The following is a 25266-nucleotide window of genomic DNA, read 5'->3' as shown; positions in this document are numbered from 1 at the left end:
AAAAGCGGTTAGGGCAATTGCCCTAGCCGCTTTTGTGTTAGCAAAAAAGGTTACTTTAAGCCGTCTAAAAACGCAAGTGCTGCATCATAGTTGGGCTCGTTGGTCATTTCTTGGATCAGTTCCTGGTACAAGATTTTCCCGGCAGCATCAACAATCCAGATGCTCCGTGAATCAATGCTAGCGTCTTCCACGTACAATCCCAATTTCTTGCCAAAATCAAGCTGCTCGTCCGATAAAAGCTCCATCTTGGCAACGCCTTCTGCTGCACACCAGTTTTTTTGCTCATCTGGCGTGTTGGTGGAAACGGTGTAGAAGCCAATGCCATCGTACTTGTCAACTTCGCCGTTGAAGCGCTTGGTTGAAATGCTGCAGACGCTGGTGTTGATGTTGGGAACTACGCTGATCAGAGTGGGTCCAGTGATCAGTTCATTCTTGGTAACGGTTGACTTGTCAGCCCGTTCAACTTTAAAGTCGGGCAGCTGTTCCCCAACTATTGGCGGTTGTCCGTTAGTGGTCAACGGTTCGTTCTTCATTGTAATATGCATTTTTTGACCTTTCTGTTTAATAGCAAATTTTTTATCCTTATTCAGTTTAAACTAGTCGGAGGCGTAATCCCAACTAATAAGCATTGGGCTAACGCAAAGTTTTTTCAACGTAGGCTGTGATTCGGGCAATTGCCGTCCTTAGGCTTTCTTCTGATGAGGCGTAGGACAGCCGCACAAAGCCTTCGCCGCCCTTGCCGAAGTAGCTGCCCGGGACAACGCCCACCTTGGCTTCACGCGCCAAGTCGCTTGCAAACGCAACGTCGTCTTCGCCAAAGCTGCTCGGAATTTTGGCAAAGACGTAGAAAGCACCCTCGGGCGCGGCCATGGTAAAGCCGTTTTGTTCCAGGCCCTCCTGAACGATGTGCATGCGCTTTTCGTAGATTGCGCGCACCTGGACGTAGTCTTCCTGGCCGTTCGTTAACGCTTCAGCCGCTGCGGCCTGGACGTTGTTGGTGACGGACGTGATTAAAAAGGAGTTAATCTTAACAATCGTCTTCATAATTTCTTGGGGGCCGGCGATGTAGCCGATGCGCCAGCCGGTCATTGCAAAGCTCTTTGAAAGTCCCGACAAAAGGAGCGTGCGCTCCGGAATGATCTGCGTCAATGAACTGTGCGTTTTGCTGCCGTAAATGAGCTCCGCGTATATTTCATCGCTGACCGCGTATAAGTTGTTGTCTGCGATCACGGCTGCCAGGCTCTCCAGTTCCTTTGGTGCGTATACCCGGCCGGTCGGGTTGGACGGGTCAGTCAGAATCACGGCCTTGGCCCCCTTGCCCTCGTTTTTAAGCGCGTTGGTCAGGTTGTTAGCGGTCAGGATGAAGTTGTCCGCGGACGTGTCGACCTGAACGGGCACCCCGCCGGCCATCTCAATGATGCCAAAGTAGACCTCCCAGACGGGGGTCGGAACGATAATCTTGTCACCCGGGTTGATGAGTGCCATGCAGGCAACGTTCAGTGCCTGGGTCACCCCGACGGTGGTGCAGAGCTCGCTCTTCGGATCATAATAGACGCCGAGGCTTTTGCTCAGGTAGCTGCTAATGGCATTCAGGCACGCCCGTGTTCCGGAATCGGGTGCGTAATGCGAATCGTCCGCTTCAATGTCTCTGATCGCCGCCTGCTTGATGTGCGCGGGCGTATTCAGATCGGGTTCGCCAACGGTCAACGGAATCATCCCGGGAATCCGGGCGATTTTTTTGGTAAACGAGCGGATTTGGGAAGAGGGCAAACGCTTGATCCTCGTGTTGACGGTTGCGGATAAATTTTCAGCTAAATGTGGCATAGATAAGTTACCTTTCTAAAATTAATCTAAAAAATAATTATAACGCAGTTGCGGCGGCGCTTGTTTTAAGATAATGTAAATTCGTCAAGCTTATGCGCGCAGCTAGCGGGCAAAGTTTGCTATAGTTAGGTCGGGATGGTGAAAAATTATGGATCAAGCAAAAAAAGATGAACGACTAAAGCAGCTGTCGCAAGACCAGTATGAAGTCACCCAGCACGCCGCAACCGATATGCCGTTTGCGGGCAAGTACGATGACTTTGACAAAAAGGGGATTTACGTCGACGTCGTATCGGGCGAGCCGCTCTTCTCGAGCACGGACAAGTATGATGCGGGGTGCGGCTGGCCCAGCTTCACCAAGCCGATTAAGAAGTTGACCTACCACCGCGACCAGTCCCACAACATGGAACGCACGGAGGTAAAGAGCCCGGAAGCGGACTCGCACTTGGGGCACGTCTTTAACGACGGACCGGTTGAGAAGGGTGGACTGCGGTACTGCATCAATTCCTCCTCTTTGGAATTTATTCCGTATGATCATCTGGAAGAAGAGGGCTACGGCGACTACAGGCAACTGTTTGATTAGCGTTACTGAATTGGTCAAATCTTAGAGCAGGCAGACAAGCCTGCTTTTTGTTTTGGGCACGCGTTAGTTTGCTGGAGGTTCAGGGGGACGCGCATGCCGGTGCATTGCGTTGCGGTTTCCCACTAGGGGGACACAACGCGACTATCTTTGCCAAGACCAGGCAGCTAGCCATTATGGATTTAAGATCAAGTTAAGAAGGCGGACCCTGCTTTTGCTGCCGCGGGCCCGTCCTCTGGTTAAAGGCAATAAATTAGCGCGGCTGCACTTTTTCTGCGTAGTACAGCCCTTTTGGGTTAGACGATTTTCTGTTCCTTGAAACTGCCGTATACCCGTTCGACCTCGGTAACGCTCATGAAGGCGTAGGGGTCGCTTTTTTTGACAATCTGCAGGATGTCGTACATGTCGTAGCGGTCAATGACGGTAATTAGGACCTTTTTCTCAATGTGGCTGTAGGCCCCCTCGACATCGTGGAAGATCGTGATGCCGCGGTGCATTTTTTCCTGGATGCCATCGATGATGGCCTGCGGCTGCTCCGTAATAATCGTCACCTGCAGCTTTTGGTGCTGGGTGTAGGTTGCGTCAATCACCCGGCCGTTGATGAAGATGGTTAAGGCGGAATACAGCGCCGGCTTCCAGCCGAAGGTGAAGCCGGCCGCAGCGATAATCACTATGTTAATTAGTATGCTGATTTTGCCGTAGCTCGTTCCCGTCTTCTTCTGAATGACGATTCCGATGATGTCGAGCCCACCGGTGGAAATACCGTTTTTGAGTGCAAAGCCGGTACCGAGGCCGTTGATCATCCCCCCGAAGATGGCACAGACGAGGGGATCTACGTGCATGTTGATGGGTTGAATCGCCCGCATCATGAAGGAGCCTAAGATGACGGTGATGATGGTAAAAAAGGTAAACTTGTGCCCAATCTTGAACCACGCCAGCAGCAGCAGGGGCAGGTTGAGGGCAAAGTACATTACCGAGGTGCTCAGGGTAAAGGGCAAAAAGCGCCGGCTCAGGGTGCTAATCAACTGCGCAAAGCCCGTAACGCCGGATGAATACATGTGGCCGGGTTCCCAGAAAAAGTTGAGCGCAACGGCGACCGCAAGCGAGTAGAAAAACGACGCAGAAATTTTAGAAAGCAGGCTGTAGCGCCGGTTAAATTTATCAAGTTGATCCATTTATTTTTAGTCCTTTGTGAAGTTCTAACCACTAAACCCAGTTAGTTTACCAAACAATGGGGACAGAACCAACATTAAATTGCTTTTTTAACGCGAGTGTAAAAAACAACCGTGCTTTATGCGGTTGCCTAATGTTTTTGATCTTCAATTTGCTACTTATGCCAGTTCCGCTTGATAAACGCCGCCCGTCCACCGGATTCTTCCAACTCGTAGCGGCCGGGGTTCTTCTTGTAGAAGTCCTGGTGATAGTCTTCGGCCGGGTAAAAGGGCTGGGCCGGCTCAATTGCCGTCACAAGCGGTTGGTCGAACTTGCCGCTTGTGGCCAGGTCCTGTTTCGACTTTTCGGCTGCAGCCTTCTGTGCGGGCGAGTTATAAAAAATCACGGGCCGGTAGCTATCGCCGCGGTCCTGGAACTGCCCGCCGGCATCGGTGGGATCAGTTACCTGCCAGTAGTAGTCTAAAAGCTTGGAATAGGGCATGACCTGGGGATCGTAGGTGATTTCAACGGCTTCGGCGTGACCCGTTACACCGCTTGCGACCTGTTCATAGGTGGGGTTGGGGACGTGGCCGCCGGTATAGCCGGATACGACTGCCTCAATGCCAGGCAGCGTGTCGAAGGGCTGGACCATGCACCAGAAGCAGCCACCGGCAAAGATGGCCGTGTCTAAATTAGTATTTGTTTGTTTATCCGTCATTTCATTACCTCCTGGGCAATAGCGATATAAGTTTAAGTAAGTGTTCTACTGGTCCTCGATGCCGAGGTGGTCCATGATCAGGGCAGCCGTTTCCTCGATTGAGCGGTGGGCCACGTTGACCACGAAGCAGCCCAACTGGTCATATAATTTTTGGGCAGAATCAAGTTCCTTCTTGATTGCATCGGTATTGGAATACGTGGTATCCGGGTTCAGGCCGTAGGAGATCATCCGCTCCCGCCTGAACTCATTAAGAACGGACAGGTCATTGGTCAGGCCGATGATTTTTTGGGGGTCAATCTTGTAGATTTCCTTGGGGATGTGGGTGTCCGGGACCAGCGGCAGGTTTGCAACCTTGATGTTTTTGTTGGCCAAAAAAAGCGACAACGGGGTCTTGGACGTCCGCGAAACCCCGAGCAGGACAACGTCGGCTTCTAAAAAGCCCTTGGGGTCCTTGCCGTCGTCGTACATCACGGCAAATTCCAGGGCCGAGATGCGGTCGAAGTATTGCTGGTTCATCCTGTGCTGGGCGCCAACCTTTTGCAGCGGCTTCATGCCGGTCGTGTTCTGAATTGCTTCCGTAACGGGGGAAAGGATGTCGACGCTCTGAACGTGGTGCTCACGGGCAAAGCGGATGACGGGAATCTGCATCCTGTCCTTCGCCAGGCTGTAGATAATGACGAGGTTGGGGTAATTGCTAATTTCCGCGAGCGTTTCGTCTAGCTTTTCCAGGTTAAAGATGAAGGGGTAGCGCCTGTAGTTGATCTGTGCGTCCGGAAACTGGGCGGCGCCTGCAACCGCGTTATTGAAGGCGGTGTCGCCCGCAGAATCGGAAATAATTATTATGTTTACTTCTACTTTGGGTGTTTCTTCTGCCATTTTAAGCTCCTTTTTTATTTAATTATACAATTTAGTAGGGGCTATTAACAGGTTAACCGCAACTATACTAAAAATATTTTGAAAAAACTTTGTAGTTTTTATTGACCGCTCAATATGGTTTGGTATAATTAAGTAAATCCATGGCGGCAACGTCAAGAAATGGAAGGAGGGATCACATATGGCCAAGACAGTCGTTCACGAAAACGAGTCTATTGATGATGCTCTTCGTCGTTTTAAACGTTCCGTTTCCAGAAGTGGTACTTTGCAAGAATACCGTAAGCGCGAATTCTACGAAAAACCAAGTGTTCGTAGGAAGCTTAAATCTGAAGCAGCTCGCAAACGCAAACATTATTAGTTTTTAGAAAAGCGGCTCTTATCTGAAGATAGGGGTCGCTTTTTTAATGTAAACAGGTTTTTAAAGTGGTTATTTAGTTTATACTGGCAGCTAGATTTGGTATAATTTACCTAGCTTTATTTTAGAAAGAAGGAGTTATTTTGAGTTTAGCAGAACAGATTACGGCGGACATGAAGGACGCCATGAAGGCCCACGACAAGATCCGGCTGAACACGGTGCGGATGATCAAGTCGGCCCTGATGAACGAGAAGATTAAGGTCGGCCACGAATTGACTGCAGACGAAGAACTGACGGTACTCAACCGGGAAAAGAAGCAGCGTGAGGAATCGCTTGCCGATTTTACCAAGGCCAAGCGCACCGACCTCATTGACGAGACCAGGCAGGAACTAGCGGTTGTTGAAGGCTACATGCCCAAACAGCTGTCTGCGGATGAACTTGATAAGATTGTCGCCGAAACAATCGCCGAAGCTGGGGTAACCAGCAAGTCCGACTTCGGCAAGGTAATGAAGCTGCTGATGCCTAAAATCAAGGGCAGAGCCGATGGCAAGGCTGCTTCGAGCGCGGTGCAGAGCCGGCTTAATTAAGAGAAGAAAAGGAGCATTTACTTGGTCCAAACCCAATTTATTCCTAGGAATCCTGAGAACATCCAAAAATTAGTGGGTGTCAATGACGGCAACCTCAACCTTATTGCCGAAAACTACGACGTCACTGTGACCGATGTCGGCAACGAGATTGTGATTGACGGCAGTGACAGCCTGACAAGCAAGGTGCTAGCGGTATTGCAGGCACTCGACAACGTGGTCAGCGCCAATATTAATATTGGCGCCCCGGACGTAGTCAGTGCGATGAAGATGGCAGACAAGGGCACGACGGAGTACTTTCCTGACCTCTACAAGAAGATTTTAATTCGGGATGCTAAAGGCAAGCCGGTTAGGGTCAAAAATATGGGGCAGAAGAAGTACGTAGAGGCCATTGAGAAAAATGACATCGTCTTTGGAATCGGACCTGCGGGAACCGGTAAGACATTCATTGCCGTGGTCTGTGCAATCGCCGCCTTCAAACGCGGCGAGGTTGCGCGGATCGTGCTCACCCGTCCGGCCGTTGAGGCGGGCGAGTCGCTGGGCTTTTTGCCGGGGGACCTGAAGGAAAAGGTTGACCCGTACCTGCGGCCAATTTATGACTCCCTCAACGCCATTTTGGGCACCAACACGACGGACCACCTGATGGAACGGGGCGTGATCGAGGTTGCCCCGCTTGCTTACATGCGTGGCCGGACACTCGATGAGGCGTTCGTAATTCTGGATGAGGCCCAGAACACGACGGATGCACAGATGAAGATGTTTTTGACCCGTCTGGGCTTCAATTCAAAAATGATTGTCAACGGCGACATGACCCAGGTGGACCTGCCCGGCCGCCAGCACAGCGGGCTGATTAGCGCACAGCGCATTCTGAGGGATATCGAACAGATTAAGTTTATTCAATTTTCCGCCAATGACGTGGTGCGTCACCCGGTAGTTGCCAAAATCATCACCGCTTATGAAAAGGAAGAAGAACGCAAGTAATGGCCCCGATTGATATCACGTTTAACGATGAAGCTGCTTTCTTGCAGAGCCAAGATTTTGACTGGCAGGACTGGATTACCCGGCTCCTGCTGCTTGCAAAAAAAGAAATCGGCAAAGAAAACAATTTGGAAATGAGCATTAACTTTGTTGATGCTGATGCAAGCCACGCGCTTAACAAAAAATTTCGCGGTCAAGACCACCCGACCGACGTCATTTCATTTGCCATTGAGGACGGCACAGATGGACTTGACCTGGCCGCGTTTACTGGCGATGCCGACTTTCAGGAAGATATCGGGGACCTCTTTTTGTGTCCCAGTGTGATTAGGCAGCACAGCGAAGAATACGGTACGGGCTGGAAGCGCGAATTCGGCTACACCCTGGTGCACGGCTTTTTACACCTCAACGGCTACGACCATATCGAACCGGCCGAGGCGAAGAAAATGTTTGGAATTCAGGGCAAGGTCCTAAAGGACTACGGGTTGCCGCTATACCCCGAACAACTAGATGAAGGCAGAGGTAAATAATGTCTGAAAACACAAAACACAAATCCGGGTTTGTTGCGCTGCTGGGCCGGCCCAACGTGGGCAAGTCCACGCTGATGAACTTTCTCGTTGGTCAAAAGGTGGCCATCACTTCGAATAAGCCGCAGACAACGCGCAACAAGATTTCTGGCATCTACACGTCAGAAGACATGCAGGTGGTCTTTGTCGACACGCCCGGCATCTTCAAGCCGCACGCCGAGCTCGACAACTACATGGACAAGGCCAGTCTGTCCAGCCTGAACGACGTTGACCTGATTTTGTTTATGGTTGAGCCTGCGGCGCCGGGCAAGGGGGACGAGTACATCGCCGACCTCCTCAGGCAGGTCAAGGTCCCCGTCTACCTCGTGATCAACAAGGTTGACCAGGTGCACCCGAATGAACTGCTGCCGGTAATCGCCGACTACAGAAAAATGGACATCTTTCAGGAATTTTTGCCGATCTCTGCTACCCAGGGCGTTGGCGTCAGTGACCTCATTCAGCTCTTAAACGATGAGCTGCCTGAAGGGCCCGAATTTTACGCGCCCGACCAGATTACCGACCGGCCCGAGTATTTCATGGTTGCGGAGCTTATTCGCGAACAAATTCTCGCACTGACCGCCGAAGAGGTGCCACACGCGGCCGCCGTTTGGGTTGAGCGCATGAACCAGCATGTCAAGGGCAAGCTGCAAGTTGAGGCAACCATTTACGTCGAAAAATCCGGCCAGAAGGGCATTATTATCGGCAAGGGCGCAAAGATGCTGAAGCAGATTGGCATTAATTCGCGCAAACAGATCGAGGACCTCTTGGACGAGAAGGTTAACCTCAAGCTTTGGGTCAAAGTCCAGCGCAACTGGCGCGCGGACCCCGTATTTTTGAAGCAGATTGGCTATAATAAGAAGGACCTGTCCTAGAAGTGGCACGTGAACTTAAGGAGGTCGAGGGGCTCGTCTTTAAGCGGCAAAAATACCAGGAGGCCGACTTGCTGGCCAAGCTCTTGACCAAGAATAGCGGCATCATTACGGTGATTGCGCGCGGGGCACTTAAGCCCAAGTCAAAATTGGGCGCGGCCCTGCTTAATTTTTCCTACGGCACCTACGTAATTTACACGAGCGGCCACGGCCTGAGCAACCTGCGGACCTACAAGAACGTTAAGCAGCTGGATGGGGTGTTCACGGACCTGACGAAGAATGCATACGCGTCCTTTGTTTTGGACCTGATTGACCACGCTTTCATTGAATACCAAGATTTGGGCAAGTACGGGGCTTTGGCCCGGTTTGCGCTCCAGAAAATCAACGCCGGGGCAGATCCCGAAATGATCACCCAGATTGTGCAGATGCAGATGCTGGCGGCCTATGGGGTAGAGCCTGAACTGCGTCACTGTCTCGTTTGTGGCCGCGACCGGGGCGACTTTGACTATTCGATTAGGCACGGCGGCGTTTTATGCAGCGACCACTTCTATATTGATCCTGGGCGGCTGCACTTGGAGCCGCGTGCAACCGCGGTGCTGCGGACAATCGGTCTCATTCCGTTTGAGCGCCTCGGTTCAATCGCAATTACGCCGGCAGTTAAGAAGAGTACGCGCAAGGCAATTGACCGCATCTACCAGGAGACGATCGACCTGAACCTCAAGACTAAGAAGTTTTTGGATGAGCTGAATTTATTCGCGTAAAACTTTAGATTGCTGCGTTATTATGGTAAAATATCAGTGTATTTTGGCGAAGATGGGGAATTAAAAAGTACCAGCAAGCGAGTGTCAGATAGTGCGAGGACACCTGGGAAAAGGCACCCCTAGCCAAGCAAAAGTGAGAGCAGGGAAATATCCCTGAATTAGGGTGGAACCGCGATTAAACCTCGTCCCTATGCAATGATGCATAGGCTTTTTTTATGGCCTGATGCAGGGAGGAAGAAAATGGCAAAGGAAAAATTAACTATTCAAGAAATGATTTTTAAACTGGAAGAATTTTGGTCTTCCAAGGGTTGTATGATTATGCCGTCGTATGACGTTGAAAAGGGCGCGGGCACGATGAGCCCCTACACCTTCCTGCGGGCCGTAGGTCCCGAGCCCTGGAAGGCGTGCTACGTTGAGCCGTCACGGCGGCCGGCTGATGGCCGCTACGGTGACAACCCCAACCGGCTGTTTCAGCACCACCAGTTTCAGGTGGTCATGAAGCCGGCCCCGGAGGACATCCAGCAGTATTATTTGGATAGCCTGCAGGTTTTGGGCATCAACGCGCTTGAGCACGATATCCGCTTCGTCGAAGATAACTGGGAGAACCCCTCAATGGGCTGTGCCGGTGTCGGCTGGGAAGTTTGGCTGGACGGCATGGAGGTCAGCCAGTTTACTTACTTCCAGGTGGTTGGCGAATTGGACGTGAAGCCGACCATGAGTGAGATCACATACGGCGTGGAGCGTCTTGCCTCCTATATCCAGGACGTCAATTCTGTTTTTGATCTGGAGTGGGGCAGCGGCGTTCCTTACCGCGACATCTTCAAGGAGGCCGAGTACGAAAACTCCAAGTATGCCTTTGAAAAGTCCAACCAGGAAGACCTAATCAAATTTTTTGACGCGTACGAAAGAACAGCCCAGGAGCTTATCGGTCTTAGCCTGGTGCAGCCGGCCTATGACTATATTCTGAAGTGTTCCCACACCTTCAACCTGCTTGACGCCCGCGGCGCGGTTTCGGTAACGGAACGTGCGGGCTACCTTGCACGCATCAGAAGCCTGGCACATAAAGTGGCTGTTTGCTACGTTGAGGAACGTGAAAAGAGGGGCTTTCCGCTGTTAAAGAACACCGAGAAGAAGAAAGCGGGGCTTGAAAATGACTAAAGATTATTTATTCGAAATCGGAACAGAAGAGATGCCGGCACACGTTGTGACGCGCAGCGTGGAGCAGCTGGCTGACCGGACCAAAAAGTTTTTAAAGGAAAACGGGCTCAAATTCAAGGGCGTTAAATCCTTCTCAACGCCGCGGCGGCTCGCTATCCTCGTCGAGAACCTGGCTGAAAAGCAGGACGACATCGATGAGGTCAAAAAGGGCCCGGCCAAGAAGATTGCGCTGGACCAGGATAAGAACTGGACCAAGGCGGCCCAGGGGTTTGTCCGCGGTCAGGGCATGACGACCGATGACATTTACTTTGAAGAGTTAAAGGGCACCGAGTACGCCTACGTGCACGTTCAAAAGGAGGGCAGGAAGGCGAGCGATATCCTGCTGGGGATGAGCGACGTTGTCAAAGCAATGACCTTCCCCACCAAGATGCGCTGGGATTCGCATGACTTTGAGTTCGTCCGGCCGGTGCACTGGATCGTGTCGCTGTACGGCAGCGACGTTATTCCGGTTAAGGCGCTGGACGTCACGGCCGGGCGCAAAACTGCCGGGCACCGCTTCCTGGGCAACGCCGTGGTCCTGGCCAATACGGCGGACTACGAGGATGCGCTGCGCGATCAATTTGTCATCGTGGACGCAAGCAAGCGCAAGGAAATGATCGTCGACCAGATGAACAAGCTGGTTAAGAAGAACAACTGGACGATTAAGCTGGACAAGAACCTGCTTGAGGAAGTGACCAACCTGGTGGAATACCCCACCGTGTTTGCGGGCTCTTTCGATGAAAAATTCCTGCAGATGCCCCAGGAGGTCTTGATCACGTCCATGAAGGACAACCAGCGCTACTTCGAAGTCTATGACCAAAAAGGGGAGCTGATCAACCACTTCATCGCCGTGCGCAACGGCAACAAGGACTTCCTTGAGAACGTTGTTGCCGGCAATGAAAAGGTGCTGGTGGCCCGCCTGGACGACGCCCAGTTCTTCTATGATGAGGACCGCAAGTACCCCCTGAGTCACTTCGTCAAAAAACTGGACAACGTATCCTTCCACGACAAGATTGGCTCGATGTCCGAAAAGATGCAGCGTGTCCGCATCATCGGTGACCTGCTGGCTAAAAAGTGGAACCTAGACGAGGAGACTACTGCCGATTTTGACCGGGCGAGCGAACTGTACAAGTTTGACCTCGTTACCCAGATGGTCGGTGAATTCGCGGAGCTTCAGGGCGTGATGGGCATGCACTACGCGCGTCTTGCCGGTGAAAAGGAAGACGTGGCGGTTGCCATCAAGGAGCACTACATGCCGACTACATCAGAGGGCGACCTGCCCGCATCAACGGTTGGGGCGCTGTTGTCTATTGCCGACAAGCTGGACACAATCATCACGTTCTTTGCGGCCGGCATGATCCCGAGCTCGTCGAACGACCCGTACGCGCTGCGCCGCTACGCTTACGGCATTGTTCGCATTTTGCTTAACCAAAAGTGGTCGCTGGCCTTTAACGAGGTGCTGCCGGAAATCATCACTGCACTCAGCGGTCAGACACCGGCCAAACTTCCGAAGAGGGGCGAGCAGGACGAGGAAATCGCTGCTTTCATCCGGGACCGGATCAACCAGTACCTGCAGAAGAACAACTTTAAGTACGACATCATTGATGCGGTTCTTGCTTCAAGTCAGCAGGACCCGATTCAGATCCTGGCGGCGGCCAAAGTCTTGCAGCTGCACCATGATGACGAGAAGTTCAAGCCGGTAATCGAAAGCCTGATCCGCATCAACAATATTTTGAAGAAGGCCAAGTACAAGGGCAAGGACCCCGTTAACCCCGACCTGTTCACGAATACGAGCGAGAGCGACCTGGATGCGGGCATTAAGAACCTTCAGGACGTTATCAATCTGAATGAGCTCTACGATGGCTTTGTCGATTTGCAGCCGGTCGTCAACCTTTACTTCGAAACCAACATGATCATGGACAAGAATGAGGCCCTGCGCAACAATCGGCTCGCTCAGCTTAACGCAGTGGCACGACTGGCAAGCCGCTTAGGGGACTTGAGCAAACTAGTGACAAAATAAGTCTAAAAAAGCAGGTGAGAGAATGGCGGGACTAATTCCTAAGGAAACAATTGACCAGGTGCGCGAAAACGTTAATATCGTCAACGTGATAAGCCAGTACGTCGCACTTGAGAAGAAGGGCAAGGACTACGTCGGCCTTTGTCCCTTCCACCAGGAAAAGACGCCCTCCTTTACCGTTAGTGAGGGCAAGCAGTTCTTCAAGTGTTTCGGCTGCGGCAAGGGCGGCAACGTTTTTACCTTTTTGATGGAAAAGGAAAACATGACTTTTCCCGAAAGCGTGCAGAAGGCCGCCGAATTTGCTCACATTGAGATTAAGGAATTCACGCAGCAAAAAAACAAGTACACGAACGTGCTGGTTAAAATCAACGAGGAAGCGGCCGCATTCTACCACCGGGTGCTGGTTTCAACGAACGCGGGCCGGCGCGGGCTCGACTACGCGCATAGCCGGGGGCTGGACAAAGATACCATCGACCACTTCCGCCTGGGCTACGCGCCGCGCCAGAACAACCTGCTTTTGACTTATATGCGCGAACGCAAGTACAAGGACGAAGACCTCAGGGCCAGCGGGTTGTTTGTCGAAGGCCGGGATGGTCAGATATTTGACCGCTTTCGCGACCGCCTGATGTTCCCCCTCGATAGCGAAGGCGGCCACGTGATTGCATTTTCGGGCCGGCGGCTGTCGAATGAGAAGACAGAGGCCAAGTACGTCAACAGCCCCGAAACAAAGATCTTTGAAAAGTCTAAGACGCTCTTTCACTTTGCCGAGGCCAAGAAGGCGGCCCGCGCCGAAGGCCACTTAATCCTGTACGAGGGCTACATGGACGTGATTGCAGCCTACAAAGCCGGAATCACGTCGGGAATTGCCTCGATGGGCACGAGCCTGACCGACCAGCAGGTATACCTGCTCCGGCGGATTACCAAAAACATTGTTATTAATTATGACGGTGACGATCCGGGCGTCCACGCCGAAGAGCGGGCGGCAAAGATGTTTGCCCAGGCCGGGGGCTTCAACATCGGCGTGGTTGTTCTGCCCGAGAAGCTGGATCCGGATGAGTACGTTAAAAAGTACGGGGCCACAAAGTACCGCGACGAGGTCAAGGGTGCGCTGACGCCGACCGACTTTTTCCTAAAGCGCCTGGCGCAAAAATACAACCTGGACAATGACCGTGAGAAGCTGGCTTACCTTGATGAGGCGATCAGGGAAATAGCCAAGCTGGCCAATCCGGTCGAACAGGATCTGTACGTAGACAGGGTGGCCCGGGAACAGAACGTGTCGCGGGATGCGCTCAAGGTTAACCTTCTGCGTTACCGCCGGCAATTCAACGCCGCCCAGCGGCACAAAGGCAATCAAGTGGGGGAGCCGGCGCCGTTTGCGCCTGGCGATATCCCACCTGAGTCCGAAGAAGAGCCGCCCTCCGGCAGCGTCAATACGGACCCGGTGCAGACAAGACTGTTATACTTGTTTATGCACTCGGAACACGCGCGGAATTATTTGCTGGACGGCAAGTTTATGTTTCCAGATCAGAATTACCAAAAGTTAGCGGAACTATGGTTAAATTTTAGTGAAGGGAAAGAAAATCCAAGCACCAGTGGTTTCTTAAATTTTATTCCTGCGGAACTTCAAGGTATAATAGTAAATGCTGAAATGACTGACATGCCCCAGGATTTTTCTGACCGTGAAATTGATGAGCAAGTGCACGCACTGGAACTGCGGCAAGTCAACGAGCAGCTGCGGAAGTTGATGAATGAATTGCAGGATGCGAAAAGAAAGACGGATACAAGTGAAATCATTACAATTACACAAAAGATTTTGCAGTTAAAGAGAATTCAGGGTTAAAGGGGGGCTTATAGTGACAGAAAAGAAGAAAACTAACGGCGAAGTGCTTTCGCTGGATAAGTTAGTCAAAGAAGTTGTCAAGGACGTCAAAAAAGACAAAGCAATTACCGAAAAAGAATTTGTTGCGCGCATGGTTGAGCCCTACGAGTTGAAGGGCAAGGCCGTCGACCAGCTGGTCCAGGAATTCGAGGACAACGGCATCAGCATCGTTGATGACAAGGGCGAGCCTTCAAAATTAGCGCTCAAAAAGCAAAAAGACGTTGAAAAGGCCGAATTAAAAGACATGTCGGCTCCGTCCAGCGTGCGGATGAACGATCCCGTGCGCATGTATTTGAAGGAGATCGGTCGGGTCCCGTTGTTAAAGGCCGACCAGGAGATAACCCTCGCCAAGCGCATCGAAAAGGGCGACGAGGAGGCCAAGCAGGAACTGGCTGAAGCCAACCTGCGGCTGGTCGTGTCGATTGCCAAGCGCTACGTCGGCCGCGGCATGTCATTCTTGGACCTTATCCAGGAGGGCAACATGGGACTCATGAAGGCCGTTGACAAGTTCGACTACAGCCTGGGTTTCAAGTTCTCGACCTATGCCACCTGGTGGATTCGTCAGGCCATTACGCGTGCCATTGCCGATCAGGCCCGGACCATTAGGATTCCGGTGCACATGGTTGAAACCATCAACAAGCTGATCAGGATTCAGCGGCAATTGTTGCAGGACCTGGGCCGGGAACCAACGCCGGAAGAAATTGGCGCCGAGATGGACATGCCGACGTCCAAGGTGCGCGACATCCTGAAGATTGCCCAGGAGCCCGTTTCGCTTGAGACGCCCATCGGCGAGGAAGACGACTCCCACCTGGGTGACTTCATCAAGGACAAGGACGCAACGAGTCCCGAGCAGCACGCCTCATACGAAATGCTCAAGGAGCAGCTCGAAGAGGTCTTGGACACGTTGACCGACCGGGAAGAAAATGTCCTGCGTCTGCGCTTCGGGCTGGACGACGGCCGCACGCGCACGCTGGAAGAAGTTGGCAAGGTCTTCGGCGTGACCCGCGAACGGATCAGACAGATTGAGGCCAAGGCGCTGCGCAAATTGCGGCACCCGAGCCGGTCGAACCAGTTGCGGGACTTCCTGGATTAAGTTCCTTGCCGTAATTTAAAATTCAAAATACGCATAAAAAGGACCAACTTGTACACGAAAGTGCAGGTTGGTCCTTTTTGCTTGGTTTTAAATCGCAAGGGTAGGCCTTTAAAAGATGGGGGGGAATTCTACGGCAGGTATTCCTCCACCTCCGCCTTTAATCCGTTTGCTAATTCGGTCGCCTCTAGTTTGGCTAAAATTATTTGCAAATTGCAATAAATTTAAACTGCTATAAATGTGCAAAGGTGGCACACTTTTAAATGCAGACTTGTGTTAAAGTTTAAGTAAAGAAATGTAATAAGTGTTTCTAATATTGTATTTCAATATTTATTAACTACCAGAGGAGATTTAGCATGGATTTTATTAATTTAATATTTTGGATGTTGACCAAAAATAGTGATGCAGAGTAACGTCGGAACCAGACACAGTGTAAATTAATCATGTTTTGGCTTAAGCAACCAGGCTGCGTCAACAGGGTAGTACATCTTGCAAACCAGTATGCGAAATGAGGATTTTTAAATGTGCAAGGGAAAATATGGTCCCAAATTTCGGCGGATTAGAAAACAAATGAATATTAGTCTGATTGAAGCTTCCACGGGAGTGGTTTCTAAATCGGCACTTGCGCGCTGGGAAACCGGAAGCGGCGACCTAGCATGGGAAAAAGTCTTGCAGCTACTTTCAAAAAATCACATTCAGCCGGTTGAATTTATCAATCAAAATGATTTTTCGATTTTAGAGTTAAATATTAAAGAAATTCTGGATCCATATAACAAAAGGCAAGTTAATTACTTAAAAAATTGTGCCCTTGCAGCATGCAAGTCTTATCAACTAAATTCTGCCAGCAAAAAGGCTTTGTTTAAAGCCGCAATAGCTTGCAATTATTATCAAAAGCTGACTAGTGAAAAGCTATTGCCCAAGCGTGCGCAGACAAAGATCAAATTATATTTCGCTCATATTGTTGCCGACCACAACTATTGGAGCTATGAGAACATCTACCTTCTGGGCAAGACGGCCTTACTGTTCGATGCAACGAGTATTTACAAGTTTTCCTTTCATTTAATCGACTTCGCTAAAGAAAAACGGCTTGATGAACATAGTTGGTACAGTGATGTATTAGAAAGCCTGCTGGAAGCAGATTATGCACTAATGACTAAGGATTGGGCTTATGCCCAAAAATTGCTTAAAGCAACAAGAACGGTAGAAATTCCTGATTCTAAGCCGGTAATAAAACTGAAAATACAATTTCTGACAGGATTGCTGCAATATATCAAAAAGGGGAATGCGGCGCTGCTAAAACGCCTCTCTTCGGGACTAAATGCCCTTAGCATGGATCATCTCAAACAAGAATTTCGCAATGACCTAGCGCTAATCAAGCAGCTTTACTAAAAATAAATTCCCTAATTTGGGAATTCGGCAAGTTTTTATTTTGTCAAGTAGTATATTTAACTTATCAAGAGGATGACGGTACCGCACAAAGGTCTCTTGACTAATATTTGTACAAAGATCACTGTTAATTTAGCTTTATTAGGAGGTAAAATACTAAAACATAACTTTTGGGGCAAGGTAATGTTATCTGCCAGCATGCTATTAGCAGTCGGCGGGACTTCGATTGCTGCGGCAGCTGCAGATACACCTAGCGATTCAAACGCCAATACAGATAATACTGAAGTACCTACGAATACAAACGATACTGAAGTAAGTACTGAAGGTATAGATACAAGAGCAAAAGGTACATGGACAATTACAAATGTAAGCACGAAACCCTGGGGTGCATGGGCTATGAACAAAAATTATCCTAATATAAAGAGGACCAATTCTAACTATGCATCATTTAACGGTGACGCTCAGACTGCGCAATTTGGATATAAAGTACGGTTACAAAACAATAAGGGTGCGAAAAGGTCGGATACAACCGGCTTATATGTAAATCAAACAACACATGCAGGAAATAACACGGGAAGAGTTGGCTTACACTATTATGGCGGTGTAAGAACCAGCCCTGTCGATCCTAGTGGGTCCTACATCAAGTTTCATTTTAGCGCAGATAATAAATAATTTTTTGGTACCTAGTGTTTTACTTGAGGGGAAGATATTCCCCTTTTGTTTTTAAGGTGTGTCATTTAATTATATAGAGGTAATTCATGATTATTGTAGGAAAGGTAAAGTAATGCTAAAGCGAACCAAAAAATTCATTGTTATTGCCGTAATGCTGTATCTCCTTTTGATTACTTGGCAAACTTTTACTGGTATCAAGGATTCTCAAGGAATTCTTCCGAGGACTGGCAAAGCATCTAATGTGTCTGTTCATTTGTTTTTTGGACTACAACCTAATGGAGGTAATGAGAGCATCATTATATCAGTTGTCATGATGATTTTAGCTTCAACTATAGGAGCTTATACCTTCATTTATTTGAAGAACAACAATATGTTTAGTGTAATTCAACAGAGAATTGGTTATAAGTCTTTTATAAAGAAAGGGGTTGTCATAACTTTTTTAGCAGGGGCTGCCTTATCTTTACTAACTAATCTTTACCAACTGGGATTAATTAACTGGTTTTATTATCCATTTGTCTTTAAAAAACTGCCCAAAATGGAAGCTTTTGGATATAGACCAGGCTACTTTTCAACTAATGAATTATTTGACTTGTGTGTATACATCATTTTTGCCGCTATCGGTTGGGGCGTCTTTGCCGTGTTAACTTTTAGTATTGGACTTTTTGTGCAAAGGAGTGCCTTCTATTTGGCACTCGGTCCAATTGTGGGCTTAGCTTTAGTATTGCTAGCTTTGTTGGGCGATATGAGCAGCCAGGTTTGGCGTACTTTTGCTTTTTCCTGGTTTTTCTATACATTAACTGCACCGGGACAATATACGTTTGTGAGTCAAGCTCCACCAATTAGTTCATCCTTTGCATTTGTCGTTGCCGTCATTATTTACCTCGCCGTTGCCGCATGCTTAATTAGTTTTTGGCATAAACGGAAGAGGAGGTTAGGCTAATTATGAGAGCTAAGCGACTGACCCGCCGTCTCATTTTAATTGGGATTTTAATCTTTGTCCTAGGAGCCGCGGGAAGTGTTTATTTGATAGCAAATAATGATCCTCAGATTATGGACTTGCCGACTTTTTATCTCTCTGCGCACATGGTTTCTTTATATTTGCAGCCAATTGTCTTGGCCTTGATTTTTACCCAGATACTTGTTTTTCGACGTATTAATCTATTGGTTGGCGTACGGCAGAAAACAAAATGGATGACAATCCGCCTTTTTGTCCTCACCACGATTTATTGTGTTTCATTTGCAATCGGATTATTAGTGCCATATCCTTTTTCCAATTATCCTTTATTCAAGTTTGGCAACCCACTTTTTGGTACAGCACTTTTATTATTCCATTTTTTCGTACTTTTATTCTTAACTTGGCTTTTGGTAGGGGCTTATGATTCACCACACCCTTATTTGTTGCTCATCATGACTATTATTTTTAATTTGTTATATCACTATTATATTGAGCAGACGTTCATGCTTGCTTACACCAAGACAATAAAATGACTCGCTATATTTATGATAGTTTTTAAGGAAGAAGCACAATGTTACAGATTACAGGAATTAAGAAATCATTTGGCAAAGGCCAAGAAAAAGTTTTTTCGCTTTAAGGATTCTGCTTTTCTTAATGCAATTAGCGAATAATAAAACCGTTTGAAACTATGGATAAAAAGGTAAAAGTAATAATGCTAAAACGAACCAAACAAATAATTATAGTTGCTGTCATACTATTTTTGCTTCCGCTTACCTGGCAAGCTTTTGTAGGTATTAAAGACGCACAAGGAATTCTTCCCAAAGCCGGCAAGGTTTCCGATGTATCTGTCAACTTATTCTTTTCATTGCAGCCTGGTGGTGGCGATGATAGTGTCGTGATCGATGTCATTATGATGATACTAGCTACGATTATAGGAGCCGGTGTTTTCATCTACTTAAAAAATAATAATATGTTTAGTGCTGTTCAACAGAGAATAGGGTATAAGATTTTTTTGAAGAAAGGGTTAACCACAACTTTTTTTAGTGGAGCCGCTTTATCTTTGTTTACTAACCTTTATCAAATAGGATTGATTAACTGGTTTTACTATCCCTTTGCTTTTAAAACTATCCCTAAAGAATTGGCTCCGGGACCTAGATCAGGTTATTTTTCGCTAAATGAATTCGTTGATTTAAGCCTATATATTATTTTGGCAGCCATTGGCTGGGGCGTCTTCGCCGTCTTTATTTTTAGTGTTGGTCTTCACGTTCGTAAGACTGCCTTTTATATCGCACTTGGTCCGATTTTGGGTCTTGCGTTGGTCTTGTTGGCTACACTTGGGAATATGAACAGCGTAGTCTGGCGGACGTTTGCGTTTACCTGGTTTTTCTACAATCTGACTGCACCAGGGCAATATAGCTTTGCAGGTCAAGCTCCTCCAATAAATTCTGCCTTAGCCTTTTTAATTGCTGTCTTCATTTACCTGGCAGTTGCCGCAGTCCTGACCACCCTGTGGTACAAGCATCAGAGAAAGCTGGGCTAAATTATGCAATTTAAACGCATTTCTCGTCGCCCGATCAAGGTCGGGCTTGTGATAGCTCTTTTAGGAATAGCGGGTAGCATTTTTCTAATCATGCGCAACTACCCCGGTACCATGGAATTGCCCAACGCTTTCCTCAATGCGCATATGGTATCATTATATTTACAACCGGCTGTCTTAGTTCTGCTTTATAGTCAAATACTTACTTTTCGCCGCGTTAACTTGCTTGTTGGCGTGAGGCAGAAGACAAGGTGGATGACTGTGCGTCTGCTGGGACTGGCTACTGTCTACTGCATGGTGTTTTTCCTCGGTCTCTTCGGACCGTACTTTTTGACGGATTTCCCCCTATTTAAGTATGGCAACCCGACTATCGGGACAGAACTCCTGGTGCTCCACGTTGCGGTTTTTCTGGTCTTAAGCTGGCTGTTGGTCGGGGCATATGAACTACCTCATCCGTATGTCTTATTACTTATAGCTCTTATAATGGATCTTGCGTACCATTATTATCTTGAAAAGAGCCTGCTAATTAATTACAGTCCTATGTATGATGAGGTTTACCGAACAATTCATCATATTTATGGTGGTTTTTAAGGGAGAAGTAGAATGTTACAGATTACAGGAATTAAGAAATCATTTGGCAACAAGGTGGTCCTGAGGGACGTGTCAATGAGTGTGCAGCCGGGCCAGCTCGTTCACATCGCGGGCATCAACGGCTCGGGCAAGTCCACCATCTTCAAGATTATTACCGGCCTCTTAAAAGCCGACGGCGGCAAGGTTGAACTTGGCAAAGGCGATGTACTGGGCGCGCTCATTGAGAACCCCAGCTTTCTGGAGTACGAGTCGGCCATGACCAATCTGCACTTTCTGGCCAACCTCAACCACCGCTTCAACGAAGAGCGTGTTCGCAAACTCATGCACTACTTTGAGCTTGACCCCGATGACACGCATGCAATCGCCAGCTACTCCGTCGGCATGCGGCAGAAGGTGGGCATCATTCAGGCGGTCATGGAAGAGCAGAACATCATCCTGCTCGATGAGCCCACCCGCGGGATTGATCAGGAGAGCATTGGCCAGTTCGTGACGCTGCTAAAGCGCTTGAAGCAGGAAGATAAGACGGTCATTGTGGCAAGCCATGATCATGTTGATGGACTTGCCTACGACCAGCAACTGCTATTGCGCAATGGAATGCTGCGCGATGAATAAGAAGCATGCGTTCTGGGCTTATGCGGTCGTTTCGGCACTGCTGATTGTCCTTGCCCGGCAGAATTGGCACGACTTCTACCTGTCGGTGCCGCAGATGTGGCAGCTCAGTTTTGGCTTCATCAAAGAGCCGCTGAAGCTGGCCCTACTCTGCATCAGCACCCTGTTTTTTGATTACACGTCGATCATCCTGCCGCGAAGCGAAATCAACGGCATCAGCAATTTCCTAGTCATCCGCAAGACGCGGGTTAGGGCGCTGGCGGCGGAACTGGCGCCGCGGGACTGGCAGTACCTGCTGCCGTTCATCGGCGTGCACCTGTTTGCGCTGGCACCCGGCAACTTGGGCAATTCCCTTTGGGTCTTGGCCCTAATGGTGGCTGTCTGGCTGTTTTTGCTGCTGTTTCCGGCCTACCGCTGGCCACTCTTGCTGCAGAACGTGCTCGTTTTTGCGGTTTTACTGGGCGTGCGCCTGGTCTTATACAAAGTTAATGCATGATTCAAAGAATGAATCATGCATTTTGTTATTGGCAAACGAAAAAGCGTGTTCCTGGTGCCCGGCCCAATTATTTTCTTGTATTTGCTTGCGGCCGGCTCAATACGCAGGCTGGCTTTAGAATAACTCGTCGCGCTCGCCGTCGAGGATGTGCTCGTCGATGTGGTCGTTGAAGTAGACGAAGAGGTCGCGGTCGAAGTTGTAGGCCAGCTTCTGGTGAAGCAGTTCGTCCCTGGTCATCCAGGTCAACTTGCCCTCTCTTGAGGCCTTGACGGTGCCGTGGAACTTGTCGGCGGTGTAGAAGAAGACAATGTAGCGTCGGTCGTTATCATCGTAAAACTGCTTGATTCCCGTCAGGCGTGGGTGCTCGACCGTGAGGTTGGTTTCTTCCTTGACCTCCCGCACCACCGAATCGTAGAAGGACTCGTGGCTTTCAACGTGGCCGCCGGGAAAGGTTAGACCCGGCCACGTGGGGTCATTGCGGTCCAGTACCAAGATCTGGTCATTGCGCGTAATCATGCACATGTTGGTTAAAGTAACTGGTTCTGTTCTATCCATTGGTTGTTTTTCCTCCTCAAAACATTAATTAATTATAGCGCTCTTCGGCTAGTAGTCGCCAGGGGACAATTCGCGTCCCAACCGGCCGGATATTATGCTAAAATTTACCAGTAGAAGGTAGGATTGATAAATGAATTTACGGTTAAACGAGTTGGCAGAGATGGTTGAGCCGGGCAGCCGCGTTGCCGACATCGGCACGGACCACGCGTACCTGCCCATTGCGCTCGTCCAGACGGGCAAGGTTGACTTCGCCATCGCCAGCGACATCGCGGCGGGCCCTCTGGCCAATGCCGAAGAAGATATTGCCACCGCCGGTCTTGAAGACAAGATCAGTACCAGACTGGGTGCAGGCCTTGCGACGATTACGACGCAGGACAGGATCGACACGGTGGTCATTGCGGGCATGGGCGGCAAGCTCATGACCACGATTTTAGACGATGCATGGAACAAGGACTTCATTTTTGCGACCCTTGTGCTCGAACCCAACGTGGGCGAGTGCGGCGTGCGCAAGTGGCTGGTGGCACACAGCTACCAGATTACGGCGGAAAAGATTGTCGCCGAAGCGGGCCACGTGTACGAGCTAATCAAGGCCCAGAAGTCGCCGGCAGGAAAAGAATTGAGTCCGGCGGAACTTTATTTCGGCCCGTTTTTGCTTAGGGCCAAGGGCCCGATTTTTGAAGAGAAGTGGCGCGGCCAGCTCGCCTACCACCGCCAGCTTCTGACCAGCCTCAAAAAGGCCAAGCAGCCGGACCGGGCACACATCAAGCAGGTGGAAGAGGAGATTACGATGATTGAAGGAGTATTGCATGATTAAAGTTAAAGACGTGGTGCGGGTTCTGCGCCAGCACTTTCCAGAAGAGATAGCCAGTGCGGGCGACCCCGTCGGACTGCAAATCGGCTCGATGGACCAGCCCGTGAATAAGATCATGACCACCCTGGATGTCCGCATGCCGGTCGTTGAGGAGGCGGTCAAGCGGGGCGCCAACCTGATTATCAGTCACCACCCGTTAATGTTTCGGCCCGCAGCCAACCTCGACCTGGCCGACCCGCAGAATGCCATCTACGGCGCGGTTATCAAAAACGGCATCACCGTCTACGCGATTCACACCAATTCCGACAAGGCCCAGGACGGCTCCAGCGACTGGCAGGCCGAAGAATTAGGCTTGTCCGCTGTCGAACCCTTCTGCCTGGACGATGACGGCATCGCGATTGGCCGCAAGGGGGTTTTGCCGCACGCAATGTCGGCGCGCGACTTTGCCTACTACGTCAAGGACAAGATGGGCATCAAGATGGTGCGACTGATTGCTGCAGATAGCCCGCAGCCGATATCCCGGGTCAGCTTCATCTGCGGCGACGGCGGCAAGTACTGGCGTCAGGCACTCAAGGAGCATTGCGACGCCTTCATCACCGGCGACGTGTACTACCACACCGGCCACGACATGATTGCCGCTGGCCTGACCGTCGTTGATCCCGGTCACTACACGGAAAAATTGTTTAAGGAAAAGGTGGCCGAGAAGATGAGCGCCTGGGCCACTCAGGAGGGCTGGGACGTTCCCGTTGAGGTGTCCCAAGTTTCGACCAATCCGTTCCAGGATTTAGTTTAAGGAGAAAAATATGGAATACCCTAATTTACTACCGCGATTCATCAAGTACGTCAAAGTCAATTCCCGCTCCGACGAGCACGCAAGCCGTTTCCCGTCGACCGCTCGGGAGGAAAACTTCCAAAAGCAGGTCATCATGCCCGATTTGGAAGAGCTGGGGCTGAGCGACGTCCACTACAACCAGAAGGCGGGCTGCGTGATTGCCGAGATCCCGGCCAACATAGACGCCGACGTGCCGGTCATGGGCTTTTTGGCTCACTGCGACACGGCCGACTTTAACGGGGAAAACGTTCGCCCGCAGGTACACGAAAATTACGACGGCGAGTCCAAGATTCGGTTGGGCGAATCCGACTTTTACCTTGATCCGGCGGTCTTCCCGCACCTGAAGAACTACCGCGGCCAAACCATCATTACCGCCTCCGGCGACACGCTGCTGGGCGGCGATGACAAGTGCGGCGTCTCGGAGCTCGTCACCTTTGCGGAATACCTGCTGGCGTACCCCGAGGTCAAGCACGGCAAGATTCGCTTGGCCTTTACGCCGGACGAGGAGATCGGAACAGGCGCTGGCCACTTCGACGTTGCGGAATTTGGCGCCGACTTCGCCTTCACCGTTGACGGGGAAGCGCCGGGCAAGCTCGATTGGGGCACATTTTCGGCCGCCCAGTTTGGACTCGACATCCAGGGCGTTAACGTTCACCCGGCCGAAGCCAAGGGTCAGATGATCAATGCCATTCAGGTGGGCATCGACTTTCAGAACCAGCTGCCGCAAGACGAGGTACCGGAAAAGACGGACGGCCGCCAGGGCTTCTTTCACCTGATGAACTTTGAGGGGACCGTTGATCACGCCCACCTGGACTACATTGTCCGCGACTTCGAACGGGACGGGCTTAAGCGGCGCAAGGATGTGGTCAAGTCAATCGTTAAGAAGATGAACCAGGAGTTTGGCACCGAGCGGCTAACGCTAAAGATGTGGGACCAGTACTACAACATGGCCGATGAGCTCGCCAAGCGGATGAACATCGTTGACCTGGCGCGGGCCGCCTACAAGGCCGAAGGCCTGACGATCAACGAGGAGCCCGTCCGCGGCGGCACCGACGGTTCCCAATTGACCTACATGGGACTGCCGTGCCCCAACATATTTGCGGGCGAGGAAAACATGCACGGGCGCTACGAGTATACGGTCCTGGAATCAATGTACAAGGCCGTGGACGTTATGATCAGAATGGTGCAGATGAATGCGACGAAATCCTCAAAGTGAAACAAAAACGCACATAATTTAACTTTTGCGAGAAAATAATTAGAGAGCAGGAATGCCGGTGAATAAGGCTAAGTCTGCCTGTGCCCGCTTTTTTAAAATTATGCACAATTAGTCTAAGAAATTAAGATAGCCCTAAAAATCGCTGCCATAAGTGGTTTTGGGGGCTATT

At 50.0% G+C, this 25266-nt stretch carries 28 protein-coding genes; 22 read left to right on the top strand and 6 right to left on the bottom strand.

What is annotated here, in order from left to right:
• Positions 1-50: 50 nt before the first annotated feature.
• Together tpx and AC2JF6_RS00835 are read right to left on the bottom strand one after the other, a co-directional pair.
• Positions 51-545, bottom strand: a complete 495-nt coding sequence (gene tpx / locus AC2JF6_RS00840; protein WP_500728851.1) for a thiol peroxidase — start codon at positions 543-545, stop codon at positions 51-53.
• A gap of 88 nt (positions 546-633) precedes the next feature.
• A complete protein-coding gene (locus AC2JF6_RS00835) occupies positions 634-1824 on the bottom strand; it encodes an aminotransferase class I/II-fold pyridoxal phosphate-dependent enzyme (protein ID WP_500728850.1) in 1191 nt (396 codons plus the stop codon).
• A 148-nt stretch (positions 1825-1972) separates the two neighbouring features.
• Here AC2JF6_RS00835 and msrB point away from each other — a divergent pair, with 148 nt between their 5' ends.
• Complete coding sequence (gene msrB / locus AC2JF6_RS00830) at positions 1973-2404, top strand: peptide-methionine (R)-S-oxide reductase MsrB (protein ID WP_500728849.1); 432 nt, start codon at positions 1973-1975, stop codon at positions 2402-2404.
• A gap of 293 nt (positions 2405-2697) precedes the next feature.
• On the opposite strand, the gene AC2JF6_RS00825 is transcribed toward msrB, so the two are convergent.
• The 3 genes from AC2JF6_RS00825 to AC2JF6_RS00815 all read right to left on the bottom strand — a co-directional run bounded on the left by AC2JF6_RS00825 (position 2698) and on the right by AC2JF6_RS00815 (position 5147).
• Positions 2698-3576, bottom strand: coding sequence for a YitT family protein (locus AC2JF6_RS00825; protein ID WP_500728848.1), 879 nt, complete (start codon positions 3574-3576; stop codon positions 2698-2700).
• A 152-nt stretch (positions 3577-3728) separates the two neighbouring features.
• Positions 3729-4271 (bottom strand): peptide-methionine (S)-S-oxide reductase MsrA, encoded by a 543-nt coding sequence (msrA, locus tag AC2JF6_RS00820; protein WP_500728847.1) that lies wholly within the window; start codon positions 4269-4271, stop codon positions 3729-3731.
• A 45-nt stretch (positions 4272-4316) separates the two neighbouring features.
• Positions 4317-5147: a pyruvate, water dikinase regulatory protein gene (locus AC2JF6_RS00815; protein WP_500728846.1), complete on the bottom strand. Its 831-nt coding sequence runs from the start codon at positions 5145-5147 to the stop codon at positions 4317-4319.
• Between the two features lie 178 nt (positions 5148-5325).
• Between AC2JF6_RS00815 and rpsU the strand changes: the two genes are divergently transcribed.
• The 18 genes from rpsU to AC2JF6_RS00725 all read left to right on the top strand — a co-directional run bounded on the left by rpsU (position 5326) and on the right by AC2JF6_RS00725 (position 21683).
• Positions 5326-5502 (top strand): 30S ribosomal protein S21, encoded by a 177-nt coding sequence (gene rpsU / locus AC2JF6_RS00810; RefSeq protein ID WP_046306945.1) that lies wholly within the window; start codon positions 5326-5328, stop codon positions 5500-5502.
• 140 nt (positions 5503-5642) lie between these two features.
• Entirely contained in the window at positions 5643-6086 is a 444-nt protein-coding gene (locus AC2JF6_RS00805; RefSeq protein WP_500728845.1) for a GatB/YqeY domain-containing protein, read from the top strand.
• Positions 6087-6107: 21 nt separating this feature from the next.
• Positions 6108-7064 (top strand): PhoH family protein, encoded by a 957-nt coding sequence (locus AC2JF6_RS00800; RefSeq protein ID WP_500728844.1) that lies wholly within the window; start codon positions 6108-6110, stop codon positions 7062-7064.
• The gene (gene ybeY, locus AC2JF6_RS00795) at positions 7064-7588 is read left to right on the top strand and encodes an rRNA maturation RNase YbeY (RefSeq protein ID WP_500728843.1); all 525 of its coding nucleotides are present in this window, start codon (positions 7064-7066) and stop codon (positions 7586-7588) included. The genes AC2JF6_RS00800 and ybeY overlap by 1 nt, the downstream gene beginning before the upstream one ends.
• Entirely contained in the window at positions 7588-8496 is a 909-nt protein-coding gene (gene era / locus AC2JF6_RS00790) for a GTPase Era (protein ID WP_500728842.1), read from the top strand. Before ybeY ends, era begins: the two co-directional genes overlap by 1 nt.
• Positions 8497-8498: 2 nt before the next feature.
• Positions 8499-9254 (top strand): DNA repair protein RecO, encoded by a 756-nt coding sequence (recO, locus tag AC2JF6_RS00785; protein ID WP_500728841.1) that lies wholly within the window; start codon positions 8499-8501, stop codon positions 9252-9254.
• A 240-nt stretch (positions 9255-9494) separates the two neighbouring features.
• Positions 9495-10412, top strand: a complete 918-nt coding sequence (glyQ, locus tag AC2JF6_RS00780; protein WP_500728840.1) for a glycine--tRNA ligase subunit alpha — start codon at positions 9495-9497, stop codon at positions 10410-10412.
• The gene (glyS, locus tag AC2JF6_RS00775; protein WP_500728839.1) at positions 10405-12471 is read left to right on the top strand and encodes a glycine--tRNA ligase subunit beta; all 2067 of its coding nucleotides are present in this window, start codon (positions 10405-10407) and stop codon (positions 12469-12471) included. The genes glyQ and glyS overlap by 8 nt, the downstream gene beginning before the upstream one ends.
• A 22-nt stretch (positions 12472-12493) precedes the next feature.
• Positions 12494-14308, top strand: coding sequence for a DNA primase (dnaG, locus tag AC2JF6_RS00770; RefSeq protein ID WP_500728838.1), 1815 nt, complete (start codon positions 12494-12496; stop codon positions 14306-14308).
• A 13-nt stretch (positions 14309-14321) separates the two neighbouring features.
• Positions 14322-15440, top strand: a complete 1119-nt coding sequence (gene rpoD, locus AC2JF6_RS00765) for an RNA polymerase sigma factor RpoD (protein ID WP_500728837.1) — start codon at positions 14322-14324, stop codon at positions 15438-15440.
• Between the two features lie 519 nt (positions 15441-15959).
• Entirely contained in the window at positions 15960-16826 is an 867-nt protein-coding gene (locus tag AC2JF6_RS00760; RefSeq protein WP_500728836.1) for a helix-turn-helix domain-containing protein, read from the top strand.
• A 72-nt stretch (positions 16827-16898) separates the two neighbouring features.
• Positions 16899-17495, top strand: a complete 597-nt coding sequence (locus tag AC2JF6_RS00755; RefSeq protein ID WP_500728835.1) for a hypothetical protein — start codon at positions 16899-16901, stop codon at positions 17493-17495.
• Positions 17496-17607: 112 nt separating this feature from the next.
• A complete protein-coding gene (locus AC2JF6_RS00750) occupies positions 17608-18435 on the top strand; it encodes a hypothetical protein (protein ID WP_500728834.1) in 828 nt (275 codons plus the stop codon).
• Positions 18436-18437: 2 nt separating this feature from the next.
• The gene (locus AC2JF6_RS00745; RefSeq protein ID WP_500728833.1) at positions 18438-18983 is read left to right on the top strand and encodes a hypothetical protein; all 546 of its coding nucleotides are present in this window, start codon (positions 18438-18440) and stop codon (positions 18981-18983) included.
• Positions 18984-19138: 155 nt separating this feature from the next.
• Complete coding sequence (locus tag AC2JF6_RS00740; RefSeq protein ID WP_500728832.1) at positions 19139-19990, top strand: hypothetical protein; 852 nt, start codon at positions 19139-19141, stop codon at positions 19988-19990.
• Between the two features lie 3 nt (positions 19991-19993).
• Positions 19994-20578: a hypothetical protein gene (locus AC2JF6_RS00735; RefSeq protein ID WP_500728831.1), complete on the top strand. Its 585-nt coding sequence runs from the start codon at positions 19994-19996 to the stop codon at positions 20576-20578.
• 12 nt (positions 20579-20590) lie between these two features.
• The gene (locus tag AC2JF6_RS00730; RefSeq protein ID WP_500728830.1) at positions 20591-21190 is read left to right on the top strand and encodes an ATP-binding cassette domain-containing protein; all 600 of its coding nucleotides are present in this window, start codon (positions 20591-20593) and stop codon (positions 21188-21190) included.
• Complete coding sequence (locus tag AC2JF6_RS00725) at positions 21183-21683, top strand: hypothetical protein (RefSeq protein WP_500728828.1); 501 nt, start codon at positions 21183-21185, stop codon at positions 21681-21683. Before AC2JF6_RS00730 ends, AC2JF6_RS00725 begins: the two co-directional genes overlap by 8 nt.
• A gap of 114 nt (positions 21684-21797) precedes the next feature.
• Here the strand turns inward: AC2JF6_RS00725 and AC2JF6_RS00720 are convergent, their stop codons facing one another.
• Positions 21798-22238 carry an 8-oxo-dGTP diphosphatase gene (locus AC2JF6_RS00720; RefSeq protein WP_500728827.1) on the bottom strand — a complete coding sequence of 147 codons (441 nt, stop codon included), beginning with the start codon at positions 22236-22238 and terminating at the stop codon, positions 21798-21800.
• 130 nt (positions 22239-22368) lie between these two features.
• On the opposite strand from AC2JF6_RS00720, the gene AC2JF6_RS00715 reads away from it, so the two are divergent.
• The 3 genes from AC2JF6_RS00715 to pepT are packed head-to-tail and all read left to right on the top strand — an operon-like array spanning position 22369 to position 25097.
• Positions 22369-23052 (top strand): tRNA (adenine(22)-N(1))-methyltransferase, encoded by a 684-nt coding sequence (locus AC2JF6_RS00715; RefSeq protein ID WP_500728826.1) that lies wholly within the window; start codon positions 22369-22371, stop codon positions 23050-23052.
• Entirely contained in the window at positions 23045-23842 is a 798-nt protein-coding gene (locus tag AC2JF6_RS00710) for a Nif3-like dinuclear metal center hexameric protein (protein ID WP_500728825.1), read from the top strand. Before AC2JF6_RS00715 ends, AC2JF6_RS00710 begins: the two co-directional genes overlap by 8 nt.
• Positions 23843-23852: 10 nt before the next feature.
• Complete coding sequence (gene pepT, locus AC2JF6_RS00705) at positions 23853-25097, top strand: peptidase T (protein ID WP_500728824.1); 1245 nt, start codon at positions 23853-23855, stop codon at positions 25095-25097.
• Positions 25098-25266 lie beyond the last annotated feature (169 nt).

The organism is Lactobacillus sp. XV13L, from assembly GCF_059900875.1.
Note: the sequence above shows the minus strand (reverse complement) of the source record. Positions and strands in the feature narration are given on the sequence as shown.

Coding starts and splice junctions, on each gene's coding strand:
- AC2JF6_RS00760 (WP_500728836.1), top strand. CDS start 15,960: ATGTGCAAGGGAAAATATGGTCCCAAATTTCGGCGGATTAGAAAACAA.
- AC2JF6_RS00815 (WP_500728846.1), bottom strand. CDS start 5,147: ATGGCAGAAGAAACACCCAAAGTAGAAGTAAACATAATAATTATTTCC.
- AC2JF6_RS00735 (WP_500728831.1), top strand. CDS start 19,994: ATGCAATTTAAACGCATTTCTCGTCGCCCGATCAAGGTCGGGCTTGTG.
- AC2JF6_RS00825 (WP_500728848.1), bottom strand. CDS start 3,576: ATGGATCAACTTGATAAATTTAACCGGCGCTACAGCCTGCTTTCTAAA.
- AC2JF6_RS00715 (WP_500728826.1), top strand. CDS start 22,369: ATGAATTTACGGTTAAACGAGTTGGCAGAGATGGTTGAGCCGGGCAGC.
- AC2JF6_RS00740 (WP_500728832.1), top strand. CDS start 19,139: ATGGATAAAAAGGTAAAAGTAATAATGCTAAAACGAACCAAACAAATA.
- AC2JF6_RS00710 (WP_500728825.1), top strand. CDS start 23,045: ATGATTAAAGTTAAAGACGTGGTGCGGGTTCTGCGCCAGCACTTTCCA.
- AC2JF6_RS00755 (WP_500728835.1), top strand. CDS start 16,899: ATGACGGTACCGCACAAAGGTCTCTTGACTAATATTTGTACAAAGATC.
- msrA (WP_500728847.1), bottom strand. CDS start 4,271: ATGACGGATAAACAAACAAATACTAATTTAGACACGGCCATCTTTGCC.
- dnaG (WP_500728838.1), top strand. CDS start 12,494: ATGGCGGGACTAATTCCTAAGGAAACAATTGACCAGGTGCGCGAAAAC.
- ybeY (WP_500728843.1), top strand. CDS start 7,064: ATGGCCCCGATTGATATCACGTTTAACGATGAAGCTGCTTTCTTGCAG.
- AC2JF6_RS00745 (WP_500728833.1), top strand. CDS start 18,438: ATGAGAGCTAAGCGACTGACCCGCCGTCTCATTTTAATTGGGATTTTA.
- pepT (WP_500728824.1), top strand. CDS start 23,853: ATGGAATACCCTAATTTACTACCGCGATTCATCAAGTACGTCAAAGTC.
- AC2JF6_RS00720 (WP_500728827.1), bottom strand. CDS start 22,238: ATGGATAGAACAGAACCAGTTACTTTAACCAACATGTGCATGATTACG.
- AC2JF6_RS00725 (WP_500728828.1), top strand. CDS start 21,183: ATGAATAAGAAGCATGCGTTCTGGGCTTATGCGGTCGTTTCGGCACTG.
- glyS (WP_500728839.1), top strand. CDS start 10,405: ATGACTAAAGATTATTTATTCGAAATCGGAACAGAAGAGATGCCGGCA.
- era (WP_500728842.1), top strand. CDS start 7,588: ATGTCTGAAAACACAAAACACAAATCCGGGTTTGTTGCGCTGCTGGGC.
- glyQ (WP_500728840.1), top strand. CDS start 9,495: ATGGCAAAGGAAAAATTAACTATTCAAGAAATGATTTTTAAACTGGAA.
- AC2JF6_RS00835 (WP_500728850.1), bottom strand. CDS start 1,824: ATGCCACATTTAGCTGAAAATTTATCCGCAACCGTCAACACGAGGATC.
- AC2JF6_RS00730 (WP_500728830.1), top strand. CDS start 20,591: ATGTTACAGATTACAGGAATTAAGAAATCATTTGGCAACAAGGTGGTC.
- AC2JF6_RS00750 (WP_500728834.1), top strand. CDS start 17,608: ATGCTAAAGCGAACCAAAAAATTCATTGTTATTGCCGTAATGCTGTAT.
- msrB (WP_500728849.1), top strand. CDS start 1,973: ATGGATCAAGCAAAAAAAGATGAACGACTAAAGCAGCTGTCGCAAGAC.
- tpx (WP_500728851.1), bottom strand. CDS start 545: ATGCATATTACAATGAAGAACGAACCGTTGACCACTAACGGACAACCG.
- rpsU (WP_046306945.1), top strand. CDS start 5,326: ATGGCCAAGACAGTCGTTCACGAAAACGAGTCTATTGATGATGCTCTT.